Source organism: Flavobacterium mesophilum, assembly GCF_039581405.1.
Classification (GTDB): domain Bacteria; phylum Bacteroidota; class Bacteroidia; order Flavobacteriales; family Flavobacteriaceae; genus Flavobacterium.
In genome coordinates this window covers 51,007-74,749 of sequence record NZ_JBCPXZ010000005.1, presented here as the reverse complement: position 1 = coordinate 74,749, position 23,743 = coordinate 51,007, and the positions used below count along the sequence as shown (strand labels likewise).

Here is a 23,743-nt window from a genome sequence, read left to right as displayed (position 1 = left end):
CTATTAAAATTGTAGGTAAAATATTATATTTTTAATTATTTTTAGATTTTGTAATTCCTCATAAAATCTAAAAATGAAAGAAGACTTTCTTCATTATCTCTGGAAATTCAAAAAGTTTGATAGCTTAAATTTGAAAACTTTCCAAAACGATGAACTTGTTATTTTTAAAACAGGTGACTATTTAGGACTCTCTGGCCCTGATTTTTTTAATGCACAAATTAAAATTGGTGATCAAAAATGGGCTGGAAATATTGAAATCCATTTAAAATCCTCTGACTGGTATTTGCATTGTCATGAAAAAGACACTGCCTATGAGAATGTAATTCTACATGTTGTATGGGAACATGACACTGAAGTTTTTAGAAAAAATAATTCTGAAATTCCTGTATTAGTTTTAAAAGATTATGTTTCAAAGGAGATAATTGAAAATTATAATGCCCTTGTTGCTGTTAAATCTTGGATTTTTTGTGAAAGACAGCTAAAAGAAATCGACAAGTTTGTTTTGAAGAATTGGCAGGAAAGGCTTTTTTTTGAAAGATTGGAACGTAAATCGCATTTCATTTTTCAATTATTAGAAGAAACAAATCAAGATTGGGAAGCAGTTTTGTTTTGTATGCTGGCTAAAAATTTCGGGCTGAATACAAATGGAAATTCTTTTCTTCAGATGTCAAAGTCAATTCCTTTTTCCGTTTTCAGGAAAGAAAGTTTCGAAGTAGAAAATCTCGAGGCTTTGCTTTTCGGAATCTGTGGTTTGTTAGATGCAGAAAAGGAAGATGTTTATTTTAAGGATTTGAAGTTTCGTTACTTTTTTCTGCTTCATAAATATAATTTGGAAAGAACATATGTCGATCCGGTTCAATTTTTTAAGCATCGACCAGATAACTTTCCTACTATTAGGCTCTCTCAATTGGCAAGTCTTTATTACAACTGCCATAATTTATTCTCGAAAATAATTGAATTGAAGTCAACAGAAAGTGCGTATAACTTAATGCATGTTTCGGTAAGTGCGTATTGGGAGAATCATTATATGTTTGATAAAGAAAGTCCGCCAAAAATTAAAAAACTTTCAAGATCATTTATCGATTTGTTGATTATAAATACAATAATTCCAATTCAGTTTGCTTATTCAAATATAATAGGAAGTACTATTGCTGAGGACTTAATCGATTTTATGTATGATGTTTCGGCAGAGAAAAATTCGATAACTGAGAAGTTTGAATTTTTTGGAATAAAATCAAAAACTGCATTTGAAAGCCAGACCTTAATTGAACTCAAAAATGAATATTGCAATCATAATGCGTGCTTGAAATGTGCGATGGGAATGGAGTTGCTTAAAAATAATTAGTGAATTAGAAAATTTGATAATTAGATAATTTGTATTTTTACAACGATAAAAATCTAAAAGAAATGTCGGCAATTTTAAAACTTAAATTCTTTTTTGAAAAATATGGATTTCATGTTTCTTCAAGACTAGCAGATAAATTAGGAATGCGTGTAACTAATGTGCGTTTGTTTTTTATTTACATTTCTTTTGTTACGGCCGGTTTAGGATTTGGAGTTTATTTGACTCTTGCTTTTTGGATTAGGCTAAAAGATTTAATTCGCTCAAAAAGGACATCAGTATTTGATTTATAAAAAAAAGCTCCAAATTTAAATTTGGAGCTTTTTTTTATAAAGACAGTTGAAAGTTATTCAACATCTGCCTCTGTATTATTAAGTTTTGATCTTCTTTTGCTATATCCAAAATAAACCAAAATACCAATTACTAACCATCCAAGAGATAATAATTGAGCGTCAATACTCAAATTGATGATCAAATAAGTGTTGATTGCGATTCCTAGTACAGCAATAACCGGTAAAGCAGGAACTTTAAAAGTTCTGTTTAATCCTGGTTGTTTTACTCTTAAAATCCAAACAGCGATACAAACCATTGTAAAGGCGAATAAAGTACCAAAACTTGTCATATCAGCTAATTTATTGATTGGTGTAAAAGCAGCAACAGTTGCAATAATACCTCCTAAGATCATTAAGTTTGTTTTTGGAGTTCCAGAAATTGGGTTAACTCTTGAGAAAACTTGTGGAATTAAACCATCTTTAGACATTCCTAAGAAAATTCTAGATTGACCCATAATCATTACCATTAATACCGATACTAAACCAATAGTAGCTGCAACAGTGATTATAAATCCAGCCCATCCTTGCCCTGCTATATCAAAAGCATAAGCAACAGGAGCTTTAATAGCTTCAGGATATTTTCCTAGCGGATTGAAATCTTTGTAGTTCATCATTCCTGTTAATACTAAAGAAACAAGAATATATAAAGTTGTACAAATTAATAAAGAAGCAATAATCGCAAAAGGAACATCTTTTTTAGGATTGATAGCTTCTCCGGCTTGAGTAGAAACGGCATCAAAACCAACATAAGCAAAGAAAATTGCAGCAGCTCCAGAAACAATTCCCCCAATTCCGTAAGCATTGTGAGTAGCTTCTTTTTCAATGATTTGAGTTGCTTCTGGAATAAATGGGCTCCAGTTTGCAGTATTTATGAAGAAAAGACCAGCTACAATTACGAAAATTACAGCAGATACTTTAAGGATAACGATAGCATTATTTGCTTTGGCAGCACTTTTTGTTCCTTTAATTAATAATGAAATAACTAAAACAACAATACAGAAGGCAGGAAGATTCATTGAGAAACCTTCTCCTGTATAACTCGCAGGATCTGTTGTAAGCCATTCAGGAAGTTTAATGTGAAACATCTTAAGCAATTTATTAAAATATCCTGACCAGGAAACGGCGACCGTCATGGATCCCATTGCATATTCGAGAATTAATCCCCATCCAATTATCCAGGCAAAAATTTCTCCAATCGTTCCGTATGCATATGCATAAGCAGAACCTTCAACTGGTAAAATTGATGCAAACTCAGAATAACAAAGAGCTGCAAATACACAGGCAATACCTGCAATAATGAAAGAAATAGCTAATGCTGGACCTGCATGATAGTAAGCTCCTGTACCAGTAAGAACAAAAATTCCACCACCGATGATAGCACCAACTCCAATGGCAGTAAGGCTCCATTTTCCAAGAACTCTTTTTAAATCACTCTTTTTCATATCGGCTTCAAAAGCAGATATAGGTTTAACTCTCCAAATTGACATATAATTATATTGGTTTATTGTTATTAAGCTCCAAATGTATTGTTTTTTGTAAAAAATAAAAACAATTATGGAGTTTTAAGTTATAAAATGTTTAAAATATTCATAAAAGTCACAAGAAACAAGGTTCACAGCTTTGGATTTGTCAATCTATTTCGGTTAAAATTTTATATTATGTAATTCTGAGTCGAAATTTAAATTAGTATAATTCTTGTTAAATTTATATTTTTGCTTTTTTTGAAATTTACGAATCAAGCCAAATGAAAAATTACAAGCCACTATTGTCGTATTTTAAATTTTCAAATCAACAGCGCAAAGGGATAGTTGGGCTTTTCGCGATTATAATTGTGTTAGAGATTTTGTATTTCTCTTTGGATTTTAATTTAGCAGAAAAATCTTTTCCTGAAAAAGAGGCTTGGATATCGTTTCAATCAGAAGTTGATTCTCTCAAATTGATTCAAAATAAAAGAAAGCCGATGCAATACGCTTTTAACCCAAACTTTATTTCTGATTATAAAGGTTATAAACTTGGAATGTCTGTGCAAGAAATAGATCGATTGTTAGCATTTCGAAAAGAAAATAAATATGTCAATTCAGCAGAAGAATTTCAAGCAGTAACAAAAATATCTGATTCCTTGCTGAAAGTGATTTCTCCTTTATTTAAATTCCCTGACTGGTCTCGAAATAAAACAAATTTTAAAACAGAAAAAAGAGAATATACGCAGAAAGCAGATTTTAAAAACGATTTCAAGAAAGAAAAAATAGTTGTCCTAGATATTAATCAAGCTACTCAAGAAGATTTAATTAAAATTTATGGTATCGGCGAAGCCTTATCTTTAAGGATTTTAAAACAAAAAGAAATCTTGGGCAGCTTCGTGTCGATGGAGCAGATGAATGATATTTGGGGATTGTCTCCTGAGGTGATTGTCGAATTGAATTCGCACTTTAAAGCCGTAATTCCGAAAGATTTGAAAAAAATCGCGATAAATGATGCGTCGTTAAAAGAATTGTCTCAATTTCCGTACTTTAAATATGCTTTGGCAAAACAAATTATAACTTACAGAAGCATGAGCGGAAATTTTGAAAATATTGAGGATTTGGCAAAAATTAAAGGTTTTCCTGTTGAAAAAGCAAAAATAATTAGTTTATATTTGGAGTTCTAAAAAAACAGCCAACAATGAACTTTGATTACAACGAAACACAGTCAATGATTGCGCAATCTATAAAAGAGTTTGCAGAGAAAAACATTAGGCCTAATATTATGGAGTGGGATGAAGCACAAATTTTTCCTATTTCCCTTTTCAAAAAATTAGGTGAAATGGGATTTATGGGCGTTTTAGTGCCAGAAGAATATGGAGGTTCCGGATTAGGATATCATGAATATATTACAGTTATCGAAGAAATTTCAAAAGTTGATCCTTCAATTGGTCTTTCTGTTGCCGCACATAACTCATTATGTACAAACCATATTTTGACTTTTGGGAATGAAGAACAAAAGAAAAAATGGCTTCCTAAATTAGCCACCGCCGAATATATTGGAGCTTGGGGATTAACGGAACACAATACCGGTTCTGATGCAGGAGGCATGAATACAACAGCAGTAAGAGATGGTGATTCTTGGATTGTAAACGGAGCTAAGAATTTTATAACACATGCAATTTCTGGTGATGTTGCCGTAGTGGTAGTTCGTACTGGTGAAAAAGGCGATTCAAAAGGAATGACAGCATTCGTTTTTGAAAAAGGAATGCCGGGGTTTTCATCAGGGAAAAAAGAAAATAAACTAGGAATGCGCGCCAGCGAAACCGCTGAATTGGTTTTTGATAATTGTCGTGTTCCTGATGCTAATAGGCTTGGCGAAGTTGGGCAAGGATTTGTTCAAGCAATGAAAATACTAGACGGTGGCCGAATCTCAATTGGGGCTTTATCATTAGGTATTGCAAAAGGTGCTTACAATGCGGCTTTGAAATATTCAAAAGAACGCTATCAATTTGGTCAGCCAATTAGTAATTTTCAAGGTATATCTTTCAAATTAGCCGATATGGCAACTGAAATAGAAGCGTCAGAGTTGCTATTGCATAAAGCAGCATATTTAAAACAGCAACATAAGCCAGTAACAACATCTGGTGCAATGGCTAAAATGTATGCTTCTGAAGCTTGCGTGAAGATTGCTAATGATGCCGTTCAAATTCATGGAGGTTATGGTTATACTAAAGATTTCCCGGTTGAGAAATTTTATAGAGATTCAAAACTTTGTACTATAGGAGAAGGAACAACAGAAATTCAGAAGCTTGTTATTTCCAGAAATTTATTAAAAGAGTAATATCATTTTGGGCGTGTCCCTAAAAACAAAAGCCATTCAGCAAATGTAGAATGGCTTTTGTTTTTAGGGTCGGGCTTTTCACTGCAATCTTTTTGTTTTTAAAGAAAAAACAAAAAGGATTTCCGTTGCAATCCCTCACGCATAAGGGGAAAATGGAGTTTTTGGAAAATAATTTAAAAATTATGAGACATAATTCATAATTAATTTTTACATTTGCAGCCTTAACGAGAGGAGGTGTCTATATTATGTTAATTATACCAATTAAAGACGGAGAAAATATCGATAGAGCATTAAAGCGCTATAAAAGAAAATTTGATAAAACAGGAACTGTTCGTCAATTAAGAGCACGTACTGCTTTTATTAAGCCTTCTGTTATCAAAAGAGCACAAATTCAAAAAGCTGCTTACATCCAAGGCTTGAAAGATAGTTTAGAGAGTTAGTATTTAGCTTTTGTAAAATAATTACCGTTAGTTGTCAAAAATTTTGACACTAACGGTTTTTTTATGCTTAATTTTGAAAGAGGTATATAAAATGATTGTGAAGAAATAACTTGTTCTAATGAAGTCAAATAAAGAAGCTTTTCGTGATTATCTTCAATTGGAGAAAAAATATTCGCCACATACTGTTAATGCGTATCTGAATGATATTGCATTTTTTGAGAAGTTTAATAAAATTCATTTTGAGCAGGACGATGTTGAAAATGTCAATTATAGCCAAATTAGAAGCTGGATTGTTTCTTTGGTTGATGAAGGGGTTTCGAATGTTTCTGTAAATAGAAAAATGGCGTCATTGAAATCATTTTATAAATTTCTTTTAAAGGCAAGGCAGATTGAAGTGAATCCGATGCTGAAGCATAAGGCTTTGAAAACTCCAAAAAATGTCCAAATTCCTTTTTCGGAAAAAGAGCTGGGGGATTTGATGCAGGGAATTGATTCTCCTGTAGGTTTTGAAGAAGTTAGGGATAAATTGATTGTCGATTTGTTTTATACGACAGGAATGCGAAGAGCGGAGTTGATAAATTTAATGTTGTATGATGTAGATTTGTCTTCAAAAGTAATTAAGGTTTTGGGGAAAAGAAACAAAGAGCGTCTTATTCCGATTTTGCCTATTGTTGCAGATGAATTAAAGTTGTATTTAAATGAGCGTTCTTCGGTGGAAAATATTCAAGATGATGATTATTTTTTTATTTCAAAAAAAGGATTAAAATTGAGTGAATCTTTTGTGTATCGATTAATAAATTCTTACTTTAGTAGGGTCTCTGAAAAGGTGAAAAAAAGTCCGCATGTGCTTCGGCATACTTTTGCAACTCACTTGTTGAATAACGGGGCAGATTTAAATTCAGTTAAGGAATTATTAGGGCATTCGAGTTTGGCGTCGACACAAGTATATACTCATAATAGTTTGGCGGAACTCAAAAAGACATATAATGATGCGCATCCTCGAAATAAATAATGATTTCTGAAATGTTTAACCCTAAAATTAGTATTATGAAGGTAGATGTTCATGCAGTTAACTTTACTGTTGACAGAAAATTGGTGGATTTTATTCAAGAAAGAATGGATAAGTTAGAAAAATACTACGATCGAATAGTGTCGTCAGACGTTTTTTTAAAAGTGGAAAGAACAAGTGATAAGGAGAATAAAGCGGTGGAGATAAAGATCAATGTTCCGGGAGACGATTTTTTGGTAAAAAAGCAATGTAAAACATTTGAAGAAGCGGTAGAACTTTCAGCAGAATCATTAGAACGTTTGCTAGTAAAAAGGAAAGAAAAAATTAGAGCACACATATAATTGAAATTTTTTTTCAAAAAATGTTTTGATTAAAAGATAAAATAGCTACATTTGCAGTCCGTTAGAAATAGCGGACTTTTTTAATGCATTCGCCGATGTAGCTCAGCTGGCTAGAGCAGCTGATTTGTAATCAGCAGGTCGTGGGTTCGAGTCCCTCTATCGGCTCAGGAAATTTCAAATACGATTTGAAATTGGTTCTTTAAAATAATGGAATTTTAAAAATTAGGGGAGATACTCAAGCGGCCAACGAGGGCAGACTGTAAATCTGCTGTGTGAACTTCGCAGGTTCGAATCCTGCTCTCCCCACAAAACTAAACTCTGCCGGTGTAGCTCAGGGGTAGAGTGCTTCCTTGGTAAGGAAGAGGTCTCGGGTTCAAATCCCGACATTGGCTCAAGTAAGTAGGAAATTGAAAATTAATATATAACTAAGATTAAAAATTAAGTAAAATGGCAAAGGAGAATTTTAATCGTTCCAAACCGCACTTAAACATAGGTACAATTGGACACGTAGATCACGGAAAAACTACATTAACTGCTGCAATTACAAAAGTATTGTCAGATGCTGGTTACTGTCAAGCAAAATCGTTTGATCAAATCGATAACGCTCCAGAGGAGAAAGAAAGAGGTATTACTATTAATACATCACACGTAGAGTATGAAACTGCTAACCGTCACTACGCGCACGTTGACTGTCCAGGTCACGCGGATTACGTAAAGAACATGGTTACTGGTGCTGCTCAAATGGACGGAGCTATCTTAGTAGTTGCTGCTACAGATGGTCCAATGCCACAAACTCGTGAGCACATCCTTTTAGGACGTCAGGTAGGTATTCCAAGAATCGTTGTTTTCATGAACAAAGTGGATATGGTTGATGATGCTGAGTTATTAGAGCTTGTTGAAATGGAAATTAGAGATTTATTATCTTTCTACGAATATGATGGAGATAATGGTCCTGTAGTTCAAGGTTCTGCTTTAGGAGGATTAAACAATGATCCAAACTGGGTACCTAAAATTATCGAATTAATGGAAGCTGTTGACAACTGGATCGAAGAGCCAGTACGTGACGTTGCTAAACCATTCTTGATGCCAGTTGAGGACGTATTTACAATTACAGGTCGTGGAACTGTTGCTACAGGTCGTATCGAAACTGGAGTTGCTAACACTGGAGATCCTGTTGAAATCATTGGTATGGGAGCTGAAAAATTAACTTCTACTATTACAGGAGTTGAGATGTTCCGTAAAATCCTTGACAGAGGTGAAGCTGGAGATAACGTAGGTTTATTGTTAAGAGGTATTGATAAAGCTGATATCAAAAGAGGTATGGTTATTATTAAGCCAGGTTCAGTAAAACCACACGCTAAATTCAAAGCTGAGGTTTATATCTTGAAAAAAGAAGAAGGTGGACGTCACACTCCATTCCACAATAACTACCGTCCACAGTTCTACGTACGTACAACTGACGTAACTGGAGTTATTACTTTACCAGCAGGTGTAGAGATGGTAATGCCAGGAGATAACTTAACTATTGAGGTTGCTTTATTAAGCCCAATCGCTATGAACGTAGGTTTACGTTTCGCTATCCGTGAGGGTGGTAGAACAGTTGGTGCTGGTCAGGTTACTGAAATCGTAGAGTAATTCTATTAAAATAAATAAAAAGCCAGTGATTATTTTTTAATCACTGGCTTTAATTACGGGCGTAGTTCAAGGGTAGAATAGCGGTCTCCAAAACCGTTGATGGGGGTTCGAATCCCTCCGCCCGTGCAATAAAAAATATATCAAATGACAAAAGTTACTAATTATTTATCAGAGGCTTTCGAGGAGTTAAAGTCAAATGTTACTTGGCCAGCTTGGGCTGAGGTTCAAAAATTGACAATTGTTGTGGCTGTATTTTCGATTCTATTTGCTTTGGCAACATGGGGAGTAGACGAATTTTTTGCAAAAGCTTTAGCTGGATTTTTTAACTGGTTAAAAGGATAATTTTTTTGTGATGGCAGATAATAATGTGAAAAAATGGTACGTAGTTAGAGCGGTTAGCGGTCAAGAGAATAAAGTGAAAGCTTATATCGAGACTGAGATTGCGAGATTAGGTATGGAGGATTATGTTTCTCAGGTTTTAGTTCCTACAGAAAAAGTAGTTACTGTAAAAGATGGGAAAAAGTCATCTAAGGATAAAGTGTATTTTCCTGGATATGTTATGATCGAAGCTAACTTGGTTGGTGAGATTCCTCATATTATTAAGTCAATTACTAGTGTTATTGGATTTTTAGGAGAGATTAAAGGAGGAGAACCTGTTCCTTTGAGATTGTCTGAGGTAAATCGTATGTTAGGAAAAGTAGATGAGTTAGCTGTAAATACAGATACTCGTTCAATTCCATTCAGCTTAGGTGAAACTGTAAAAGTGATCGATGGTCCTTTTAACGGATTTAACGGAACGGTTGAAAAAATAAATGAAGAAAAGCGTAAACTTGAAGTTATGGTTAAGATTTTCGGAAGAAAAACTCCATTAGAATTGAGTTTTATGCAAGTTGAAAAAGTATAATTTTTTGTTACACTATAATAAACCATTGTAATCGCTTCCAATTGATTACAGTGTTAAATTTTTTAAAAATGGCTAAAGAAATTAGTAAGGTAGTTAAACTACAAGTTAAGGGAGGTGCTGCGAATCCGTCGCCACCGGTTGGACCTGCTTTAGGAGCTGCTGGGGTAAACATCATGGAGTTTTGTAAGCAATTTAATGCTAGAACTCAAGATAAACCTGGCAAAATTTGTCCAGTGCAAATCACTGTGTACAAAGACAAATCATTTGATTTTGTTGTTAAGACTCCTCCAGCAGCAGTTCAGTTAATGGAAGCTGCAAAGCTAAAATCTGGTTCTGGTGAGCCTAATCGTAAAAAAGTAGCTAGCGTTACTTGGGAACAAATTAGAACTATTGCTGAAGACAAAATGCCAGACTTAAATGCTTTTACAATTGAAAAAGCAATGAGTATGGTTGCAGGAACAGCTAGATCTATGGGTATAACTGTATCAGGAGATGCTCCTTTTTAATTAAGAAAAAGACATGGCAAAATTAACAAAAAAGCAAAAAGAGGCTGCTTCAAAAATTGAAAAGAACAAATTATACTCTCTTAAGGATGCTGCTGCATTATTAAAAGTTGTTGCTTCTGCAAAATTTGATGAGTCTGTTGATATCGCAGTTCGTTTAGGTGTAGATCCTAGAAAAGCGAATCAAATGGTGAGAGGTGTAGTTACTTTACCTCATGGAACAGGAAAAGACGTTAAAGTATTAGCATTGGTTACTCCAGATAAAGAAGCGGAAGCTAGAGAAGCTGGAGCAGATCACGTTGGTCTTGATGATTACTTGCAAAAAATTAAAGATGGTTGGACTGATGTTGATGTTATCATCACTATGCCAGCTGTTATGGGTAAATTAGGTCCATTAGGTCGTATTTTAGGACCTAGAGGTTTAATGCCAAACCCTAAAACAGGTACAGTAACTATGGATGTTGCTAAAGCTGTTCAAGAAGTTAAAGCTGGTAAAATCGACTTTAAAGTTGATAAAACTGGTATCGTTCACGCTGGAATTGGTAAAGTTTCTTTCGGAGCTGAGCAAATCGTTGAGAACGCACACGAAATTATTCAAACATTAATAAAACTTAAGCCAACTGCTGCTAAAGGTACATACATCAAAGGTATTCACCTTACAAGCACAATGAGTCCTGCTATCGCATTAGACCCAAAAGCAGTATAATTGGTAGTTAAAAATTTTTAGTATGACTAGAGAAGAAAAATCAATCGCGATTGAAAATTTAACTGCGCAGTTAGCTGGTACAAATATCATTTACATTTCTGATATTTCTGGTTTAAACGCAGAGACAACTTCAAACTTGCGTAGAGCTTGTTTTAAAGCAGGTATCAAATTAGAGGTTGTAAAGAACACTTTGCTTGCAAAAGCAATGGAAGCTTCTTCTAATGATTATGGTGATTTACCTACTGTTTTATCAGGTAACAGTGCTATATTTATTTCTGATGTTGCTAACGCACCTGGAAAAATTATCAAAGATTTCCGTAAGAAATCTGATAAACCAGTTTTAAAAGGAGCTTACATCAATTCTGAAGTATATATTGGTGACAACCAATTAGATGCATTAGCTACAATTAAATCTAAAGAAGAGCTTATTGGAGAAATCATTGGATTATTACAATCTCCAGCTCAAAGAATTATTTCTGCTTTACAAAACAAATTCGCTGGAAGCGAAGAAGGAGCAGAGTAATTATCGCGAGGGGGCTTGCTTCCTTGCTGCTTAATTAGCGCACAATAATTAAATTATATTTTTACAAATCATTTTAAACGATAGAAAAAATGGCAGATTTGAAACAATTCGCAGAACAATTAGTTAACTTAACAGTTAAAGAAGTTAACGAATTAGCAACAATATTAAAAGACGAGTATGGTATCGAGCCTGCTGCTGCAGCTGTAGTAGTTGCTGCTGGTGGTGGAGAAGGTGCTGCTGAAGAAGCACAAACTGAATTTACAGTTGTATTGAAAGACGCTGGAGCTTCTAAATTAGCTGTAGTAAAATTAGTTAAAGAATTAACTGGTTTAGGTCTTAAAGAAGCTAAAGATGTAGTTGACGGTGCTCCAAGCAACGTTAAAGAAGGTGTTTCTAAAGAAGAGGCTGAAGGTCTTAAAAAATCATTAGAAGAAGCTGGAGCTGTAGTTGAATTAAAATAATTCAACTCGGTTTTAAGAACTAGGTTTAGGCCCAGAGTTAACACTCAAAGGCCTAAACCATTTTTCGTATAATAAAATACATTAAATTTTATTATCAAATAGTTTAATATACGAAAGAGTTTTTGATCAATACGAAGAAAAAAAATTGAACAGAATTTTATCGTTTTATTTTTAAAGATGTATTGATTTTAAAAAGAAAGTATAAACTACGCAGTGTGTTTTTACACAAAAATAATTACTTTTTTTTAATCAAAATTTTGTCCATTGATGATAACAAATCAGACTGAAAGATTGAATTTTGCCTCTACAAAAAACATCCCTGACTATCCAGATTTCTTGGATGTTCAGGTTAAATCTTTTAAAGATTTCTTCCAATTAGAAACGAAATCTGACGAAAGAGGCAACGAAGGGTTATACAATACCTTCATGGAAAACTTCCCAATTACAGATACGAGAAATAACTTCGTATTGGAGTTCCTAGATTATTTTGTTGATCCACCACGTTATACAATTCAAGAATGTATAGAGAGAGGTCTTACTTATAGTGTGCCTTTAAAAGCTAGGTTGAAACTATACTGTACAGATCCAGAACACGAAGATTTTGAAACAATTGTGCAAGATGTTTATCTTGGAACAATTCCTTACATGACTCCAAGTGGTACTTTTGTAATCAATGGTGCCGAGCGTGTTGTAGTATCTCAATTACACCGTTCTCCAGGGGTTTTCTTTGGACAATCATTCCACGCAAATGGAACTAAACTTTATTCTGCCAGAGTAATTCCTTTTAAAGGTTCTTGGATAGAATTTTCTACAGATATCAACAGCGTAATGTACGCGTATATCGATAGAAAGAAAAAATTACCTGTAACAACTTTATTCCGTGCTATCGGATTCGAAAGAGATAAAGATATCTTAGAAATTTTCGATTTAGCGGAAGAAATTAAAGTTTCTAAAACAGGAATTAAAAAATATATTGGAAGAAGACTTGCTGCGCGTGTTTTGAACACTTGGCACGAGGATTTCGTAGATGAGGATACTGGAGAGGTAGTTTCTATCGAGCGTAACGAAATCATCCTTGATCGTGATACAATTATCGACAAAGATAATGTTGAAGAGATCATCGATTCTAACGTTAAATCTATTTTGTTACACAAAGAGGATAATAACCAAGCAGATTATGCTATTATCCACAACACGTTACAAAAAGATCCAACTAACTCTGAAAAAGAAGCTGTAGAGCACATTTACCGTCAGTTGCGTAACGCTGAACCGCCTGATGAGGAAACTGCTCGTGGTATTATAGATAAATTGTTCTTCTCTGACCAACGTTATAACTTAGGTGAAGTAGGTCGTTACAGAATGAACAAAAAATTAGATTTGGATATCCCTATGGATAAGCAAGTGCTTACTAAAGAGGATATCATTACAATCGTTAAATATTTGATCGAATTGATCAACTCTAAAGCAGAGATTGATGATATCGACCACTTATCAAACCGTCGTGTTAGAACAGTTGGTGAACAATTGTCTCAACAATTCGGTGTTGGTTTAGCACGTATGGCTAGAACTATTCGTGAGAGAATGAACGTTAGAGATAACGAGGTGTTTACACCAATTGATTTGATCAATGCTAAAACATTATCGTCAGTTATCAACTCTTTCTTTGGTACTAACCAGTTATCTCAATTTATGGATCAAACGAACCCATTAGCTGAGATTACACACAAAAGAAGACTTTCTGCACTTGGGCCAGGTGGACTTTCGAGAGAGAGAGCTGGTTTCGAGGTTCGTGACGTTCACTATACTCACTATGGTCGTTTATGTCCGATTGAAACTCCTGAGGGACCAAACATTGGTTTGATTTCATCTCTTGGTGTTTATGCAAAAGTTAACGGAATGGGATTCATCGAAACTCCATACCGTAAAGTAACAGATGGTGTTGTTGATTTAGAAAGTGCACCAATCTATTTAAGTGCTGAAGAAGAAGAAGGAAAAATGATTGCTCAGGCAAACATTGACATGGATGCTTCAGGTAAAATTACAGCTAGTAATGTTATTGCTCGTGAAGAGGGTGACTTCCCAGTTGTTGAACCAAGTTCAGTACATTATACAGACGTTGCTCCTAACCAGATCGCTTCGATTTCTGCATCTTTGATTCCTTTCTTGGAGCATGATGATGCGAACCGTGCGTTGATGGGATCAAACATGATGCGTCAGGCAGTTCCTTTGATCCGTCCTGAAGCACCAATTGTTGGTACAGGTTTAGAGCGTCAGGTAGCTTCAGATTCTAGAGTATTAATCAATGCTGAAGGGCATGGAACTGTAGAATACGTAGATGCTAACATTATTACTATTAAATACGATCGTACAGAAGACGAGAGAATGGTAAGTTTTGATGCTGATGAGAAAACGTACAATTTAATTAAATTTAGAAAAACCAATCAAGGTACAAGTATCAACTTGAAACCAATCGTAAGAAGAGGTGATAGAGTTGTTCCTGGTCAAGTATTGTCTGAAGGATATGCTACTCAAAATGGAGAATTAGCTTTAGGTAGAAACTTAAAAGTTGCGTTCATGCCATGGAAAGGGTATAACTTCGAGGATGCGATTGTAATTTCTGAGAAAGTAGTTCGTGATGATATCTTTACATCTATCCACGTTGATGATTATTCATTAGAGGTTAGAGATACGAAGTTAGGAAACGAAGAGTTAACAAACGATATTCCTAACGTTTCTGAAGAAGCTACTAAAGATTTAGATGAAAACGGTATGATCAGAATTGGAGCAGAGGTTAAACCTGGCGACATTTTGATCGGAAAAATTACACCAAAAGGAGAATCAGATCCAACTCCAGAGGAGAAATTGCTTCGTGCAATCTTCGGGGATAAAGCTGGTGATGTAAAAGATGCTTCATTAAAAGCTTCTCCATCTTTACATGGTGTAGTTCTTGACAAAAAATTATTTGCAAGAGCCGTAAAAGATAAACGTAAACGTACTCAAGATAAAGACGCTTTAGGCGCTTTAGAAATGGAATTTGAAACTAAATTTGTTGAATTAAAAGACAGATTGGTTGAAAAATTATTCTTGATCGTTAACGGAAAAACATCTCAAGGTGTAATGAATGATTTGGGTGAAGAAGTTTTACCAAAAGGTAAAAAATATACTCAAAAAATGCTTTACGCAGTAGAAGATTTCGCTCACTTAAGCAAAGGTCAATGGGTTGCTGATGATGCTACAAATAAAATGGTTAATGATTTGATTCATAACTATAAAATTAAGCTAAACGACTTGCAAGGATCTTTAAGAAGAGAGAAATTCACTATTACAGTTGGAGATGAATTACCATCTGGAATCTTGAAATTAGCTAAGATTTATATTGCTAAGAAACGTAAGTTGAAAGTAGGGGATAAAATGGCGGGACGTCACGGTAACAAAGGTATTGTTGCTAGAATCGTTCGTCATGAAGATATGCCTTTCCTTGAAGACGGAACGCCAGTTGATATCGTGTTGAACCCACTTGGGGTACCTTCACGTATGAACATCGGTCAGATTTATGAGACTGTATTAGGTTGGGCTGGTATGAACTTGGGTAGAAAATTTGCTACTCCAATTTTCGACGGTGCTTCTCTAGACGAGATCAATGCTTTGACTGATGAGGCTAACGTACCACGTTTTGGACATACTTACCTATTTGATGGGGGAACTGGTGAGCGTTTTGCACAAAAAGCGACTGTGGGTGTAATTTACATGCTTAAATTAGGACACATGGTTGATGATAAGATGCACGCACGTTCTATCGGACCATACTCATTGATTACGCAACAGCCACTTGGAGGTAAAGCTCAATTCGGAGGTCAGCGTTTTGGAGAGATGGAGGTTTGGGCACTTGAGGCTTATGGAGCTTCTAGTACACTACGTGAAATCTTAACTGTTAAGTCTGATGACGTTATTGGTAGAGCTAAAACTTACGAAGCTATCGTTAAGGGTGAGACTATGCCAGAACCAGGTTTACCAGAATCATTCAATGTATTAATGCACGAATTGAAAGGTCTAGGATTAGATCTTCGTTTGGAAGAATAAATAAAAGTTTTGTAATCGGTCCCGTTTTTTAATGGGACTGATTACTCATTTATAATAAGTTTTTAAAGATTTATACCCGTAACCCGTTCCGATTTTTTATAACAATGCGAGGCATTTTATAACTAGCGCTTCAAATAAGAATTTGAAGTTTAGAGAAGTAACCCGAGGTAGTAGCTGAATGATTAACTCTTTATTTTTAAAGAGTAGATTATAAATCTAAATTCAATTTTTTAATTGCAAATAAATCAATAGTAAAAACTATGATGAATAACAGAAACAATAAAGATAAAAATCCAGTAAAAAGATTTAACAAAATCTCTATTGGATTGGCTTCACCAGAATCTATCTTGAAAGAATCAAGAGGAGAGGTTTTAAAGCCAGAAACAATTAACTATAGAACTCACAAACCAGAGCGTGACGGACTTTTCTGCGAAAGAATCTTTGGACCAGTAAAAGATTTCGAATGTGCTTGTGGTAAGTATAAAAGAATTCGTTACAAAGGTATCATCTGTGACCGTTGTGGTGTTGAAGTTACTGAGAAAAAAGTACGTCGTGATAGAGTAGGACACATCAACCTTGTTGTGCCAATCGCTCACATCTGGTACTTCCGTTCTCTTCCAAACAAAATTGGTTATATCCTTGGTCTTCCATCTAAGAAATTAGATATGATCATTTACTACGAAAGATACGTAGTAATCCAAGCTGGTATTGCTAAAAATGCAGATGGAGAATCATTACAAAGATTAGATTTCTTAACTGAAGAAGAATACCTAAACATTTTAGATACTCTTCCACAAGAAAACCAATATTTAGACGATTTAGATCCAAATAAATTTGTTGCCAAAATGGGAGCAGAGTGTATTATGGATTTATTAGCTCGTATTGATTTAGATGCTTTATCTTATGAATTAAGACACAGCGCTAATAACGAGACATCTAAACAAAGAAAAACTGAGGCTTTAAAAAGATTACAAGTTGTTGAGTCTTTCCGTGAGTCTAACGAAAACCGCGAAAACCGTCCAGAATGGATGATTATGAAAGTGGTTCCAGTTATTCCACCAGAATTACGTCCGCTTGTGCCACTTGATGGAGGTCGTTTTGCAACTTCAGATTTGAACGATTTATATCGTCGTGTAATCATCCGTAACAACCGTTTGAAAAGATTAATGGAGATTAAAGCTCCAGAAGTTATCTTAAGAAACGAGAAACGTATGTTACAAGAATCTGTAGATTCATTATTCGATAACACGCGTAAAGCTTCTGCTGTTAAAACAGAATCAAACAGACCATTAAAATCATTATCTGACTCGTTAAAAGGTAAACAAGGACGTTTCCGTCAAAACCTTTTAGGAAAACGTGTGGATTATTCTGCTCGTTCGGTAATCGTCGTTGGTCCAGAGTTAAAATTATATGAGTGTGGATTGCCAAAAGATATGGCATCTGAGTTATACAAACCATTCGTTATTCGTAAGTTGATCGAGAGAGGTATTGTAAAAACAGTAAAATCTGCTAAGAAAATCATTGACAAAAAAGAGCCTGTAGTTTGGGATATCCTTGAAAACGTAATTAAAGGACACCCAGTATTACTTAACCGTGCTCCTACTTTGCACAGACTTGGTATTCAAGCATTCCAACCAAAATTAATTGAAGGAAAAGCGATCCAGTTACACCCATTAGTATGTACGGCTTTCAACGCCGATTTCGATGGTGACCAGATGGCGGTTCACTTACCATTAGGACCAGAGGCTATTTTAGAGGCACAATTATTAATGTTGGCTTCTCACAATATCTTGAACCCTGCAAATGGTGCTCCAATTACTGTACCTTCTCAGGACATGGTCTTGGGTCTATATTATATGACCAAAGAGCGTATTTCTACAGAAGATCACAAAATTATTGGTCAAGATTTGACTTTCTACTCTGCTGAAGAAGTAAACATTGCATTAAACGAAGGAAGATTAGAATTGAATGCTCGTGTGAAAATCCGTGCAAAAGATTTTAATGACGCTGGAGAATTAGTGTACCAAATTATTCAAACAACTGCAGGACGTGTATTATTTAACGAAGTAGTACCTGAAGCAGCTGGATATATCAACGACGTATTGACTAAGAAAAACCTTAGAGATATTATCGGACACATTTTAAGTGTGACTGATGTACCTACAACGGCAGCTTTCTTGGATAATATGAAAGATATGGGTTATAAATTCGCATTTAGAGGAGGTTTATCATTCTCTTTAGGTGATATTAGAATTCCAGAACAAAAAACGAAGTTAATTGCAGATGCTAGAGAGCAAGTTGAAGGTATCTCAACTAACTATAACATGGGTCTTATTACAAATAACGAGCGTTACAACCAAGTTATTGACGTATGGACTTCAGCAAATGCTCAGTTAACAGAGTTAGCAATGAAAAATATTAGAGAAGACCAACAAGGTTTCAACTCTGTATATATGATGCTTGACTCTGGGGCGAGGGGTTCTAAGGAGCAGATTCGTCAGTTAACTGGTATGCGTGGTTTGATGGCTAAGCCTAAAAAATCTACTGCTGGTGGTGGTGAGATTATTGAAAACCCGATTCTTTCTAACTTTAAGGAAGGTCTTTCGATCCTTGAGTACTTCATTTCTACTCACGGTGCTCGTAAAGGTCTTGCGGATACGGCTCTTAAAACAGCCGATGCTGGTTACTTGACAAGAAGGCTTCATGACGTTTCTCAAGATGTTATTGTTAACATCGAAGATTGTGGAACTTTAAGAGGTGTTGAAGTTGCAGCGTTGAAGAAAAATGAGGAAATCGTTGAATCTTTAGGAGAGAGAATTTTAGGACGTGTTGCATTACAAGACGTTATCAATCCTCTTACTAACGAAGTAATGGTTAAATCTGGAGAGCAAATTACGGAATCAATTATGAGAACTATCGAAGCTTCTCCAATTGAGAAAGTAGAAGTTAGATCTCCATTAACTTGTGAAGCTTTAAAAGGTATTTGTGCTAAATGTTACGGTAGAAACTTAGCTACAGGTAAGATGACACAAAGAGGTGAAGCTGTCGGAGTTATTGCAGCTCAGTCTATTGGAGAGCCAGGTACACAGTTAACACTTCGTACGTTCCACGTTGGAGGGGTTGCTGGAGGTATCTCTGAGGAGTCTAGTATTGTTACAAGATTCGCTGGTAGACTTGAAATTGAAGATTTAAAAACAGTTAAAGGCGAAGATGGAGAAGGAAACTCTGTTGATATCGTAGTTTCTCGTTCAACTGAGTTAAAATTAGTTGATGAGAAAACTGGAATTGTTTTGAATACACATAACATTCCTTACGGATCTAGTATTTTTGTTAATGATGGAGATACTGTTGCTAAAGGAACTGTAATCTGTAAATGGGATCCATATAACGGTGTAATTGTTTCTGAGTTTACTGGTAAGATTGCTTACGAAGATTTAGAGCAAGGACAATCGTTCATGGTTGAGATCGATGAGCAGACTGGTTTCCAAGAGAAAGTAATTTCTGAGGCTAGAAACAAAAAATTAATCCCAACTTTATTGGTTTACGGTAAAGAAGGTGAATTGATTCGTTCTTACAACTTACCAGTAGGTGCACACTTAATGGTTGAAAATGGTGAGAAAATTAAAGCAGGTAAAGTATTAGTTAAGATTCCACGTCGTTCTTCTAAAGCGGGCGATATCACGGGAGGTCTTCCTAGAATTACTGAGTTGCTTGAGGCTCGTAACCCTTCAAACCCAGCGGTTGTATCTGAAATTGATGGTGTTGTATCTTTTGGAAAAATTAAGAGAGGTAACCGTGAGATTGTTATCGAGTCTAAATTTGGTGAGGTTAAAAAGTATTTAGTTAAACTTTCAAGCCAAATCTTAGTACAAGAAAATGACTTCGTAAGAGCGGGAGTTCCATTGTCTGATGGTGCAATTACGCCAGATGATATCTTAAGAATTCAAGGTCCAGCTGCTGTTCAACAGTACTTGGTAAATGAAATCCAAGAGGTTTACCGTTTACAAGGGGTAAAAATTAATGATAAACACTTCGAGGTGGTTATTCGTCAAATGATGCGTAAAGTAAGAGTTCAGGATCCAGGTGATACTTTATTCTTAGAAGACCAATTAATTCACACTAAAGATTTCATCGTTCAAAACGATAAATTATATGGTATGAAAGTGGTTGAAGATGCTGGAGATTCTTCAGTATTGAAACCAGGTCAGATTATTACGCCTCGTGAATTACGTGATGAAAACTCATTATTGAAGCGTACTGATAAAAATCTTGTTGTAGCAAGAGACGTAATCACTGCAACTGCAACGCCAGTTTTACAAGGTATTACAAGAGCTTCGTTACAAACTAAATCATTCATTTCTGCGGCTTCATTCCAGGAGACAACGAAAGTACTTAACGAAGCTGCAGTAGCTGGTAAAGTAGATGATCTAGAAGGATTGAAAGAAAATGTAATTGTTGGACACAGAATTCCTGCGGGAACTGGTATGAGAGAGTACGATAACACTATCGTAGGATCTAAAGACGATTACAACGAAATGATGGCTAATAAAGAAGAATACATTTATTAATTAGGAAACTATGAGTAATCCGAAACAACAACAAGAGCAAATTAATATTGAGTTAGACGAAACTGTCGCAGAAGGAATTTATTCTAATCTTGCGATTATAAATCACTCATCATCAGAGTTTGTTTTAGATTTTGTGAGCATTATGCCGGGTATTCCTAAAGCCAAGGTAAAGTCAAGAATTGTCTTGACACCACAACATGCTAAAAGATTATTGAGAGCAATAGGTGAAAATATCCACAGATTTGAAGCCGCTCATGGCGAAATCAAAGAAACGGAACAAGCACCAATTCCACTTAATTTTGGTCCTGCGGGACAAGCATAAATTTTAAAGCCCCATTTTTATGGGGCTTTTTTTATATTCTATTTGATTGTGCAGTTTATCCGATTTAATTTGTATTTCATCGACTAAATTTCTCCTTTAAAACAGATTCAAGTATTTTCGTGCAACCTAATTAGAAAAGATTTAATTTGGAATAATAACTCAGTAAGGTTGTCATTAATTCAAATAAAAAAAAGCGCTATATGAAATTATAGCGCTTTTTTTATAATAACTTAAGTAGATTTTTTGTTTTCTTCCCAACCTTTTCATGTAAAATGTACTCTATATAAGTAAAGTGATCTGTAAAAGATTTTTAACTTAAAGAAATATTATGAAAAAGAAATTCACCTTAGAAATAGCAAGTCCATGTTCTCAAAACTTTGATAAAATGATTCCTAATGCAAATGGCTCATTTTGTAATTCTTGTATGAAAAATGTAATTGATTTGAGTAAAAAAACGAATTCTGAGGTTGCCAGATTTATTTCTGAAAACAAAGACAGAAATATTTGCGCAAGATTAAAAACAACACAGCTAAAAGAGGAATTTCAATACAATGAAACATCAAAAATCAATAATTTAAAATATGCGGCTGTCGTAGCTTCTATTTTGTTAGCATCCAACATGACAGGACAAGAAAAAGTTACTGTTGAAACGGAAATTGGAGTTCCGCAACCAGCTAATTATATAGTTGGGAAAGTCGCAAACGTTCAAAACATAGCAGAGCAATCAATTATCATAAAAGGAAAATTATTGGAAGCAAAAACTAATAAGCCTTTTGATAGAAAAATATTTTCTCATTTAACACTATCTATAAACGGATCGGAGAGGGTAAAAGTAAATTCCAAAACTGGTTATTTTTCAATTCCCATTAAAGTATTGAGTGGGAGAGATACTCTAGAAGTTATTGTTCAAAGTTCTAATTATTATCTTTCTAAAACGATTCCATTTAATATTGAGATGGTTAAAGGCGGTATTTTGACACAAGATATAATTGTTAATGAGGAAGATCTTTCTCAAGCTGTTATACTAACTCTTGGTGGATTGGGAATTAATTATTTGCCAGAGAACAATTTTAGGAAATCTTAAATAAAAAAGGCTGTTTAAAATATTTATTTAACAGCCTTTTTATGTTTTCGTATATAGTATTAATCAAATTCAGAAGTAAAGAATAATTTTACACTTGGATATTTGCTTTGAGTCATTTGTATTGTAAAGTCTGAATCGGCTAAGAATACCAATTGACCGTATTTATCATGTGCCAAGAATTTTTGCTTGATACGTTTAAATTCTTTGAATTCCTCATTTTTAGCATCATCTGGTTTTACCCAGCAAGCTTTGTGCACAGGGAAATTTTCGTAAGTACATTTTGCACCATATTCATGCTCTAGACGATATTGAATTACCTCATACTGAAGTGCTCCAACCGTTCCGATAACTTTACGATTGTTCATTTCTAAAGTAAACAACTGAGCTACACCTTCGTCCATCAACTGATCAACTCCTTTTTCTAATTGCTTAGCTTTCATAGGATCAGCATTGTTGATGTATCTAAAATGCTCCGGAGAGAAACTCGGAATTCCTTTAAAGCTCATAATCTCGCCTTCTGTCAAGGTATCTCCAATTTTAAAGTTTCCTGTATCGTGTAAACCGACAATATCTCCAGGATATGAAATGTCAACGATTTCTTTTTTCTCAGCGAAAAAGGCATTCGGACTTGAGAATTTCAAGTTTTTCTTCTGACGAACGTGGTAATATGGTTTGTTTCTTTCAAAAGTTCCAGAAACGATTTTGATAAAGGCTAAACGATCACGGTGTTTCGGATCCATATTCGCATGGATTTTGAAAACAAATCCAGACATTTTTTCTTCTGTAGGCTCAACAGTACGTGTTTCAGAATCTTTTGCTCTTGGAGATGGAGCGATTGTAATGAAGCAATCTAATAATTCGCGAACTCCAAAATTGTTTAAAGCAGAACCAAAGAATACTGGTTGAATCTTTCCATCTAAATAATCTTGACGTTCGAATTTCGGATAAACCTCATCAATTAATTCTAATTCTTCACGAAGTTTGTTTGCCGCTTTTTCACCCACAATTTTGTCTAGTTCTGGATTGTTCTGAACATCCGAAAAAGCAATTGTTTCTTCAATATTTTTACGGCTATCTCCACTGAAAAGGTTAATGTTTTCTTCCCATAAGTTGTAAATTCCTTGGAAATCATACCCCATTCCGATAGGGAAGCTTAAAGGTGTAACTTTTAAATTAAGTTTTTGTTCAACTTCATCCATTAGATCGAAAGCATCTTTACCTTCACGGTCTAATTTGTTGATGAATACGATCATAGGAATGTTACGCATTCTACAAACCGCAACCAATTTTTCAGTTTGTTCCTCAACCCCTTTCGCAACGTCAATCACAACGATTACGCTATCAACGGCAGTTAAAGTTCTAAATGTATCTTCAGCAAAATCCTTGTGTCCAGGAGTATCAAGGATGTTGATTTTTTTGTCTTTATAATTAAAAGCAAGCACAGAAGTCGAAACCGAGATACCTCTTTGGCGTTCGATTTCCATAAAGTCACTCGTTGCTCCTTTTTTAATTTTGTTATTCTTTACAGCTCCTGCCTCTTGAATTGCACCTCCAAATAAAAGTAATTTTTCAGTTAAAGTCGTCTTACCAGCATCGGGATGCGATATAATTCCAAATGTTCTTCTGCGTTGTATTTCTTTTAAAAAGCTCATATTTCGTATAAATAGGTTGCAAAAGTACTATTAAATT

The 23,743-nt window shown here is 34.9% G+C and carries 20 protein-coding genes and 4 tRNA genes; 22 read left to right on the top strand and 2 right to left on the bottom strand.

Features of this window, described 5'->3' with window-relative positions; all coding sequences use genetic code 11:
• Positions 1-73: 73 nt before the first annotated feature.
• On the top strand, positions 74-1,345 hold the full coding sequence (locus AAYQ19_RS15935; RefSeq protein WP_343537580.1) for a DUF2851 family protein: 1,272 nt from the start codon (positions 74-76) through the stop codon (positions 1,343-1,345).
• Positions 1,346-1,407: 62 nt separating this feature from the next.
• On the top strand, positions 1,408-1,635 hold the full coding sequence (locus AAYQ19_RS15930; RefSeq protein ID WP_026730439.1) for a PspC family transcriptional regulator: 228 nt from the start codon (positions 1,408-1,410) through the stop codon (positions 1,633-1,635).
• Positions 1,636-1,688: 53 nt separating this feature from the next.
• Here the strand turns inward: AAYQ19_RS15930 and AAYQ19_RS15925 are convergent, their stop codons facing one another.
• Positions 1,689-3,161: an APC family permease gene (locus tag AAYQ19_RS15925; RefSeq protein WP_343537578.1), complete on the bottom strand. Its 1,473-nt coding sequence runs from the start codon at positions 3,159-3,161 to the stop codon at positions 1,689-1,691.
• A gap of 257 nt (positions 3,162-3,418) precedes the next feature.
• On the opposite strand from AAYQ19_RS15925, the gene AAYQ19_RS15920 reads away from it, so the two are divergent.
• The 20 genes from AAYQ19_RS15920 (at position 3,419) to AAYQ19_RS15825 (ending at position 22,054) form a co-directional block, all read left to right on the top strand.
• Positions 3,419-4,321: a ComEA family DNA-binding protein gene (locus tag AAYQ19_RS15920; protein ID WP_343537577.1), complete on the top strand. Its 903-nt coding sequence runs from the start codon at positions 3,419-3,421 to the stop codon at positions 4,319-4,321.
• Positions 4,322-4,335: 14 nt separating this feature from the next.
• Entirely contained in the window at positions 4,336-5,478 is a 1,143-nt protein-coding gene (locus AAYQ19_RS15915) for an acyl-CoA dehydrogenase family protein (protein WP_343537576.1), read from the top strand.
• A gap of 245 nt (positions 5,479-5,723) precedes the next feature.
• Positions 5,724-5,918, top strand: coding sequence for a 30S ribosomal protein S21 (gene rpsU / locus AAYQ19_RS15910; RefSeq protein WP_026730435.1), 195 nt, complete (start codon positions 5,724-5,726; stop codon positions 5,916-5,918).
• A gap of 118 nt (positions 5,919-6,036) precedes the next feature.
• Complete coding sequence (locus tag AAYQ19_RS15905; protein ID WP_343537575.1) at positions 6,037-6,930, top strand: tyrosine-type recombinase/integrase; 894 nt, start codon at positions 6,037-6,039, stop codon at positions 6,928-6,930.
• A gap of 35 nt (positions 6,931-6,965) precedes the next feature.
• Positions 6,966-7,268 (top strand): ribosome hibernation-promoting factor, HPF/YfiA family, encoded by a 303-nt coding sequence (hpf, locus tag AAYQ19_RS15900; RefSeq protein WP_132989543.1) that lies wholly within the window; start codon positions 6,966-6,968, stop codon positions 7,266-7,268.
• Between the two features lie 91 nt (positions 7,269-7,359).
• Positions 7,360-7,433: transfer RNA gene (locus AAYQ19_RS15895), tRNA-Thr, on the top strand.
• A gap of 60 nt (positions 7,434-7,493) precedes the next feature.
• Positions 7,494-7,574 (top strand) — tRNA-Tyr (locus AAYQ19_RS15890).
• Positions 7,575-7,588: 14 nt separating this feature from the next.
• Positions 7,589-7,660 (top strand) — tRNA-Thr (locus AAYQ19_RS15885).
• Between the two features lie 55 nt (positions 7,661-7,715).
• Positions 7,716-8,903, top strand: coding sequence for an elongation factor Tu (gene tuf, locus AAYQ19_RS15880; RefSeq protein ID WP_109192121.1), 1,188 nt, complete (start codon positions 7,716-7,718; stop codon positions 8,901-8,903).
• 55 nt (positions 8,904-8,958) lie between these two features.
• Positions 8,959-9,029, top strand: a tRNA-Trp gene (locus tag AAYQ19_RS15875).
• An 18-nt stretch (positions 9,030-9,047) separates the two neighbouring features.
• On the top strand, positions 9,048-9,245 hold the full coding sequence (secE, locus tag AAYQ19_RS15870; protein ID WP_008466927.1) for a preprotein translocase subunit SecE: 198 nt from the start codon (positions 9,048-9,050) through the stop codon (positions 9,243-9,245).
• A 10-nt stretch (positions 9,246-9,255) separates the two neighbouring features.
• Positions 9,256-9,807, top strand: coding sequence for a transcription termination/antitermination protein NusG (gene nusG, locus AAYQ19_RS15865; RefSeq protein ID WP_132989544.1), 552 nt, complete (start codon positions 9,256-9,258; stop codon positions 9,805-9,807).
• A 68-nt stretch (positions 9,808-9,875) separates the two neighbouring features.
• Positions 9,876-10,313: a 50S ribosomal protein L11 gene (rplK, locus tag AAYQ19_RS15860; RefSeq protein WP_008466923.1), complete on the top strand. Its 438-nt coding sequence runs from the start codon at positions 9,876-9,878 to the stop codon at positions 10,311-10,313.
• Between the two features lie 13 nt (positions 10,314-10,326).
• Positions 10,327-11,016 (top strand): 50S ribosomal protein L1, encoded by a 690-nt coding sequence (gene rplA, locus AAYQ19_RS15855; protein WP_132989545.1) that lies wholly within the window; start codon positions 10,327-10,329, stop codon positions 11,014-11,016.
• Positions 11,017-11,038: 22 nt separating this feature from the next.
• Positions 11,039-11,539: a 50S ribosomal protein L10 gene (gene rplJ / locus AAYQ19_RS15850; RefSeq protein WP_073410851.1), complete on the top strand. Its 501-nt coding sequence runs from the start codon at positions 11,039-11,041 to the stop codon at positions 11,537-11,539.
• Positions 11,540-11,628: 89 nt separating this feature from the next.
• Positions 11,629-12,000, top strand: a complete 372-nt coding sequence (rplL, locus tag AAYQ19_RS15845) for a 50S ribosomal protein L7/L12 (protein ID WP_057123938.1) — start codon at positions 11,629-11,631, stop codon at positions 11,998-12,000.
• 267 nt (positions 12,001-12,267) lie between these two features.
• Positions 12,268-16,080 (top strand): DNA-directed RNA polymerase subunit beta, encoded by a 3,813-nt coding sequence (gene rpoB, locus AAYQ19_RS15840; RefSeq protein ID WP_343537563.1) that lies wholly within the window; start codon positions 12,268-12,270, stop codon positions 16,078-16,080.
• A gap of 260 nt (positions 16,081-16,340) precedes the next feature.
• The gene (gene rpoC / locus AAYQ19_RS15835) at positions 16,341-20,648 is read left to right on the top strand and encodes a DNA-directed RNA polymerase subunit beta' (RefSeq protein ID WP_223710060.1); all 4,308 of its coding nucleotides are present in this window, start codon (positions 16,341-16,343) and stop codon (positions 20,646-20,648) included.
• 10 nt (positions 20,649-20,658) lie between these two features.
• Positions 20,659-20,970: a DUF3467 domain-containing protein gene (locus tag AAYQ19_RS15830; protein ID WP_008466913.1), complete on the top strand. Its 312-nt coding sequence runs from the start codon at positions 20,659-20,661 to the stop codon at positions 20,968-20,970.
• Positions 20,971-21,298: 328 nt separating this feature from the next.
• The gene (locus AAYQ19_RS15825) at positions 21,299-22,054 is read left to right on the top strand and encodes a hypothetical protein (RefSeq protein WP_343537558.1); all 756 of its coding nucleotides are present in this window, start codon (positions 21,299-21,301) and stop codon (positions 22,052-22,054) included.
• A gap of 59 nt (positions 22,055-22,113) precedes the next feature.
• Here the strand turns inward: AAYQ19_RS15825 and AAYQ19_RS15820 are convergent, their stop codons facing one another.
• Positions 22,114-23,706: a peptide chain release factor 3 gene (locus AAYQ19_RS15820; protein WP_343537557.1), complete on the bottom strand. Its 1,593-nt coding sequence runs from the start codon at positions 23,704-23,706 to the stop codon at positions 22,114-22,116.
• Positions 23,707-23,743: the final 37 nt, after the last annotated feature.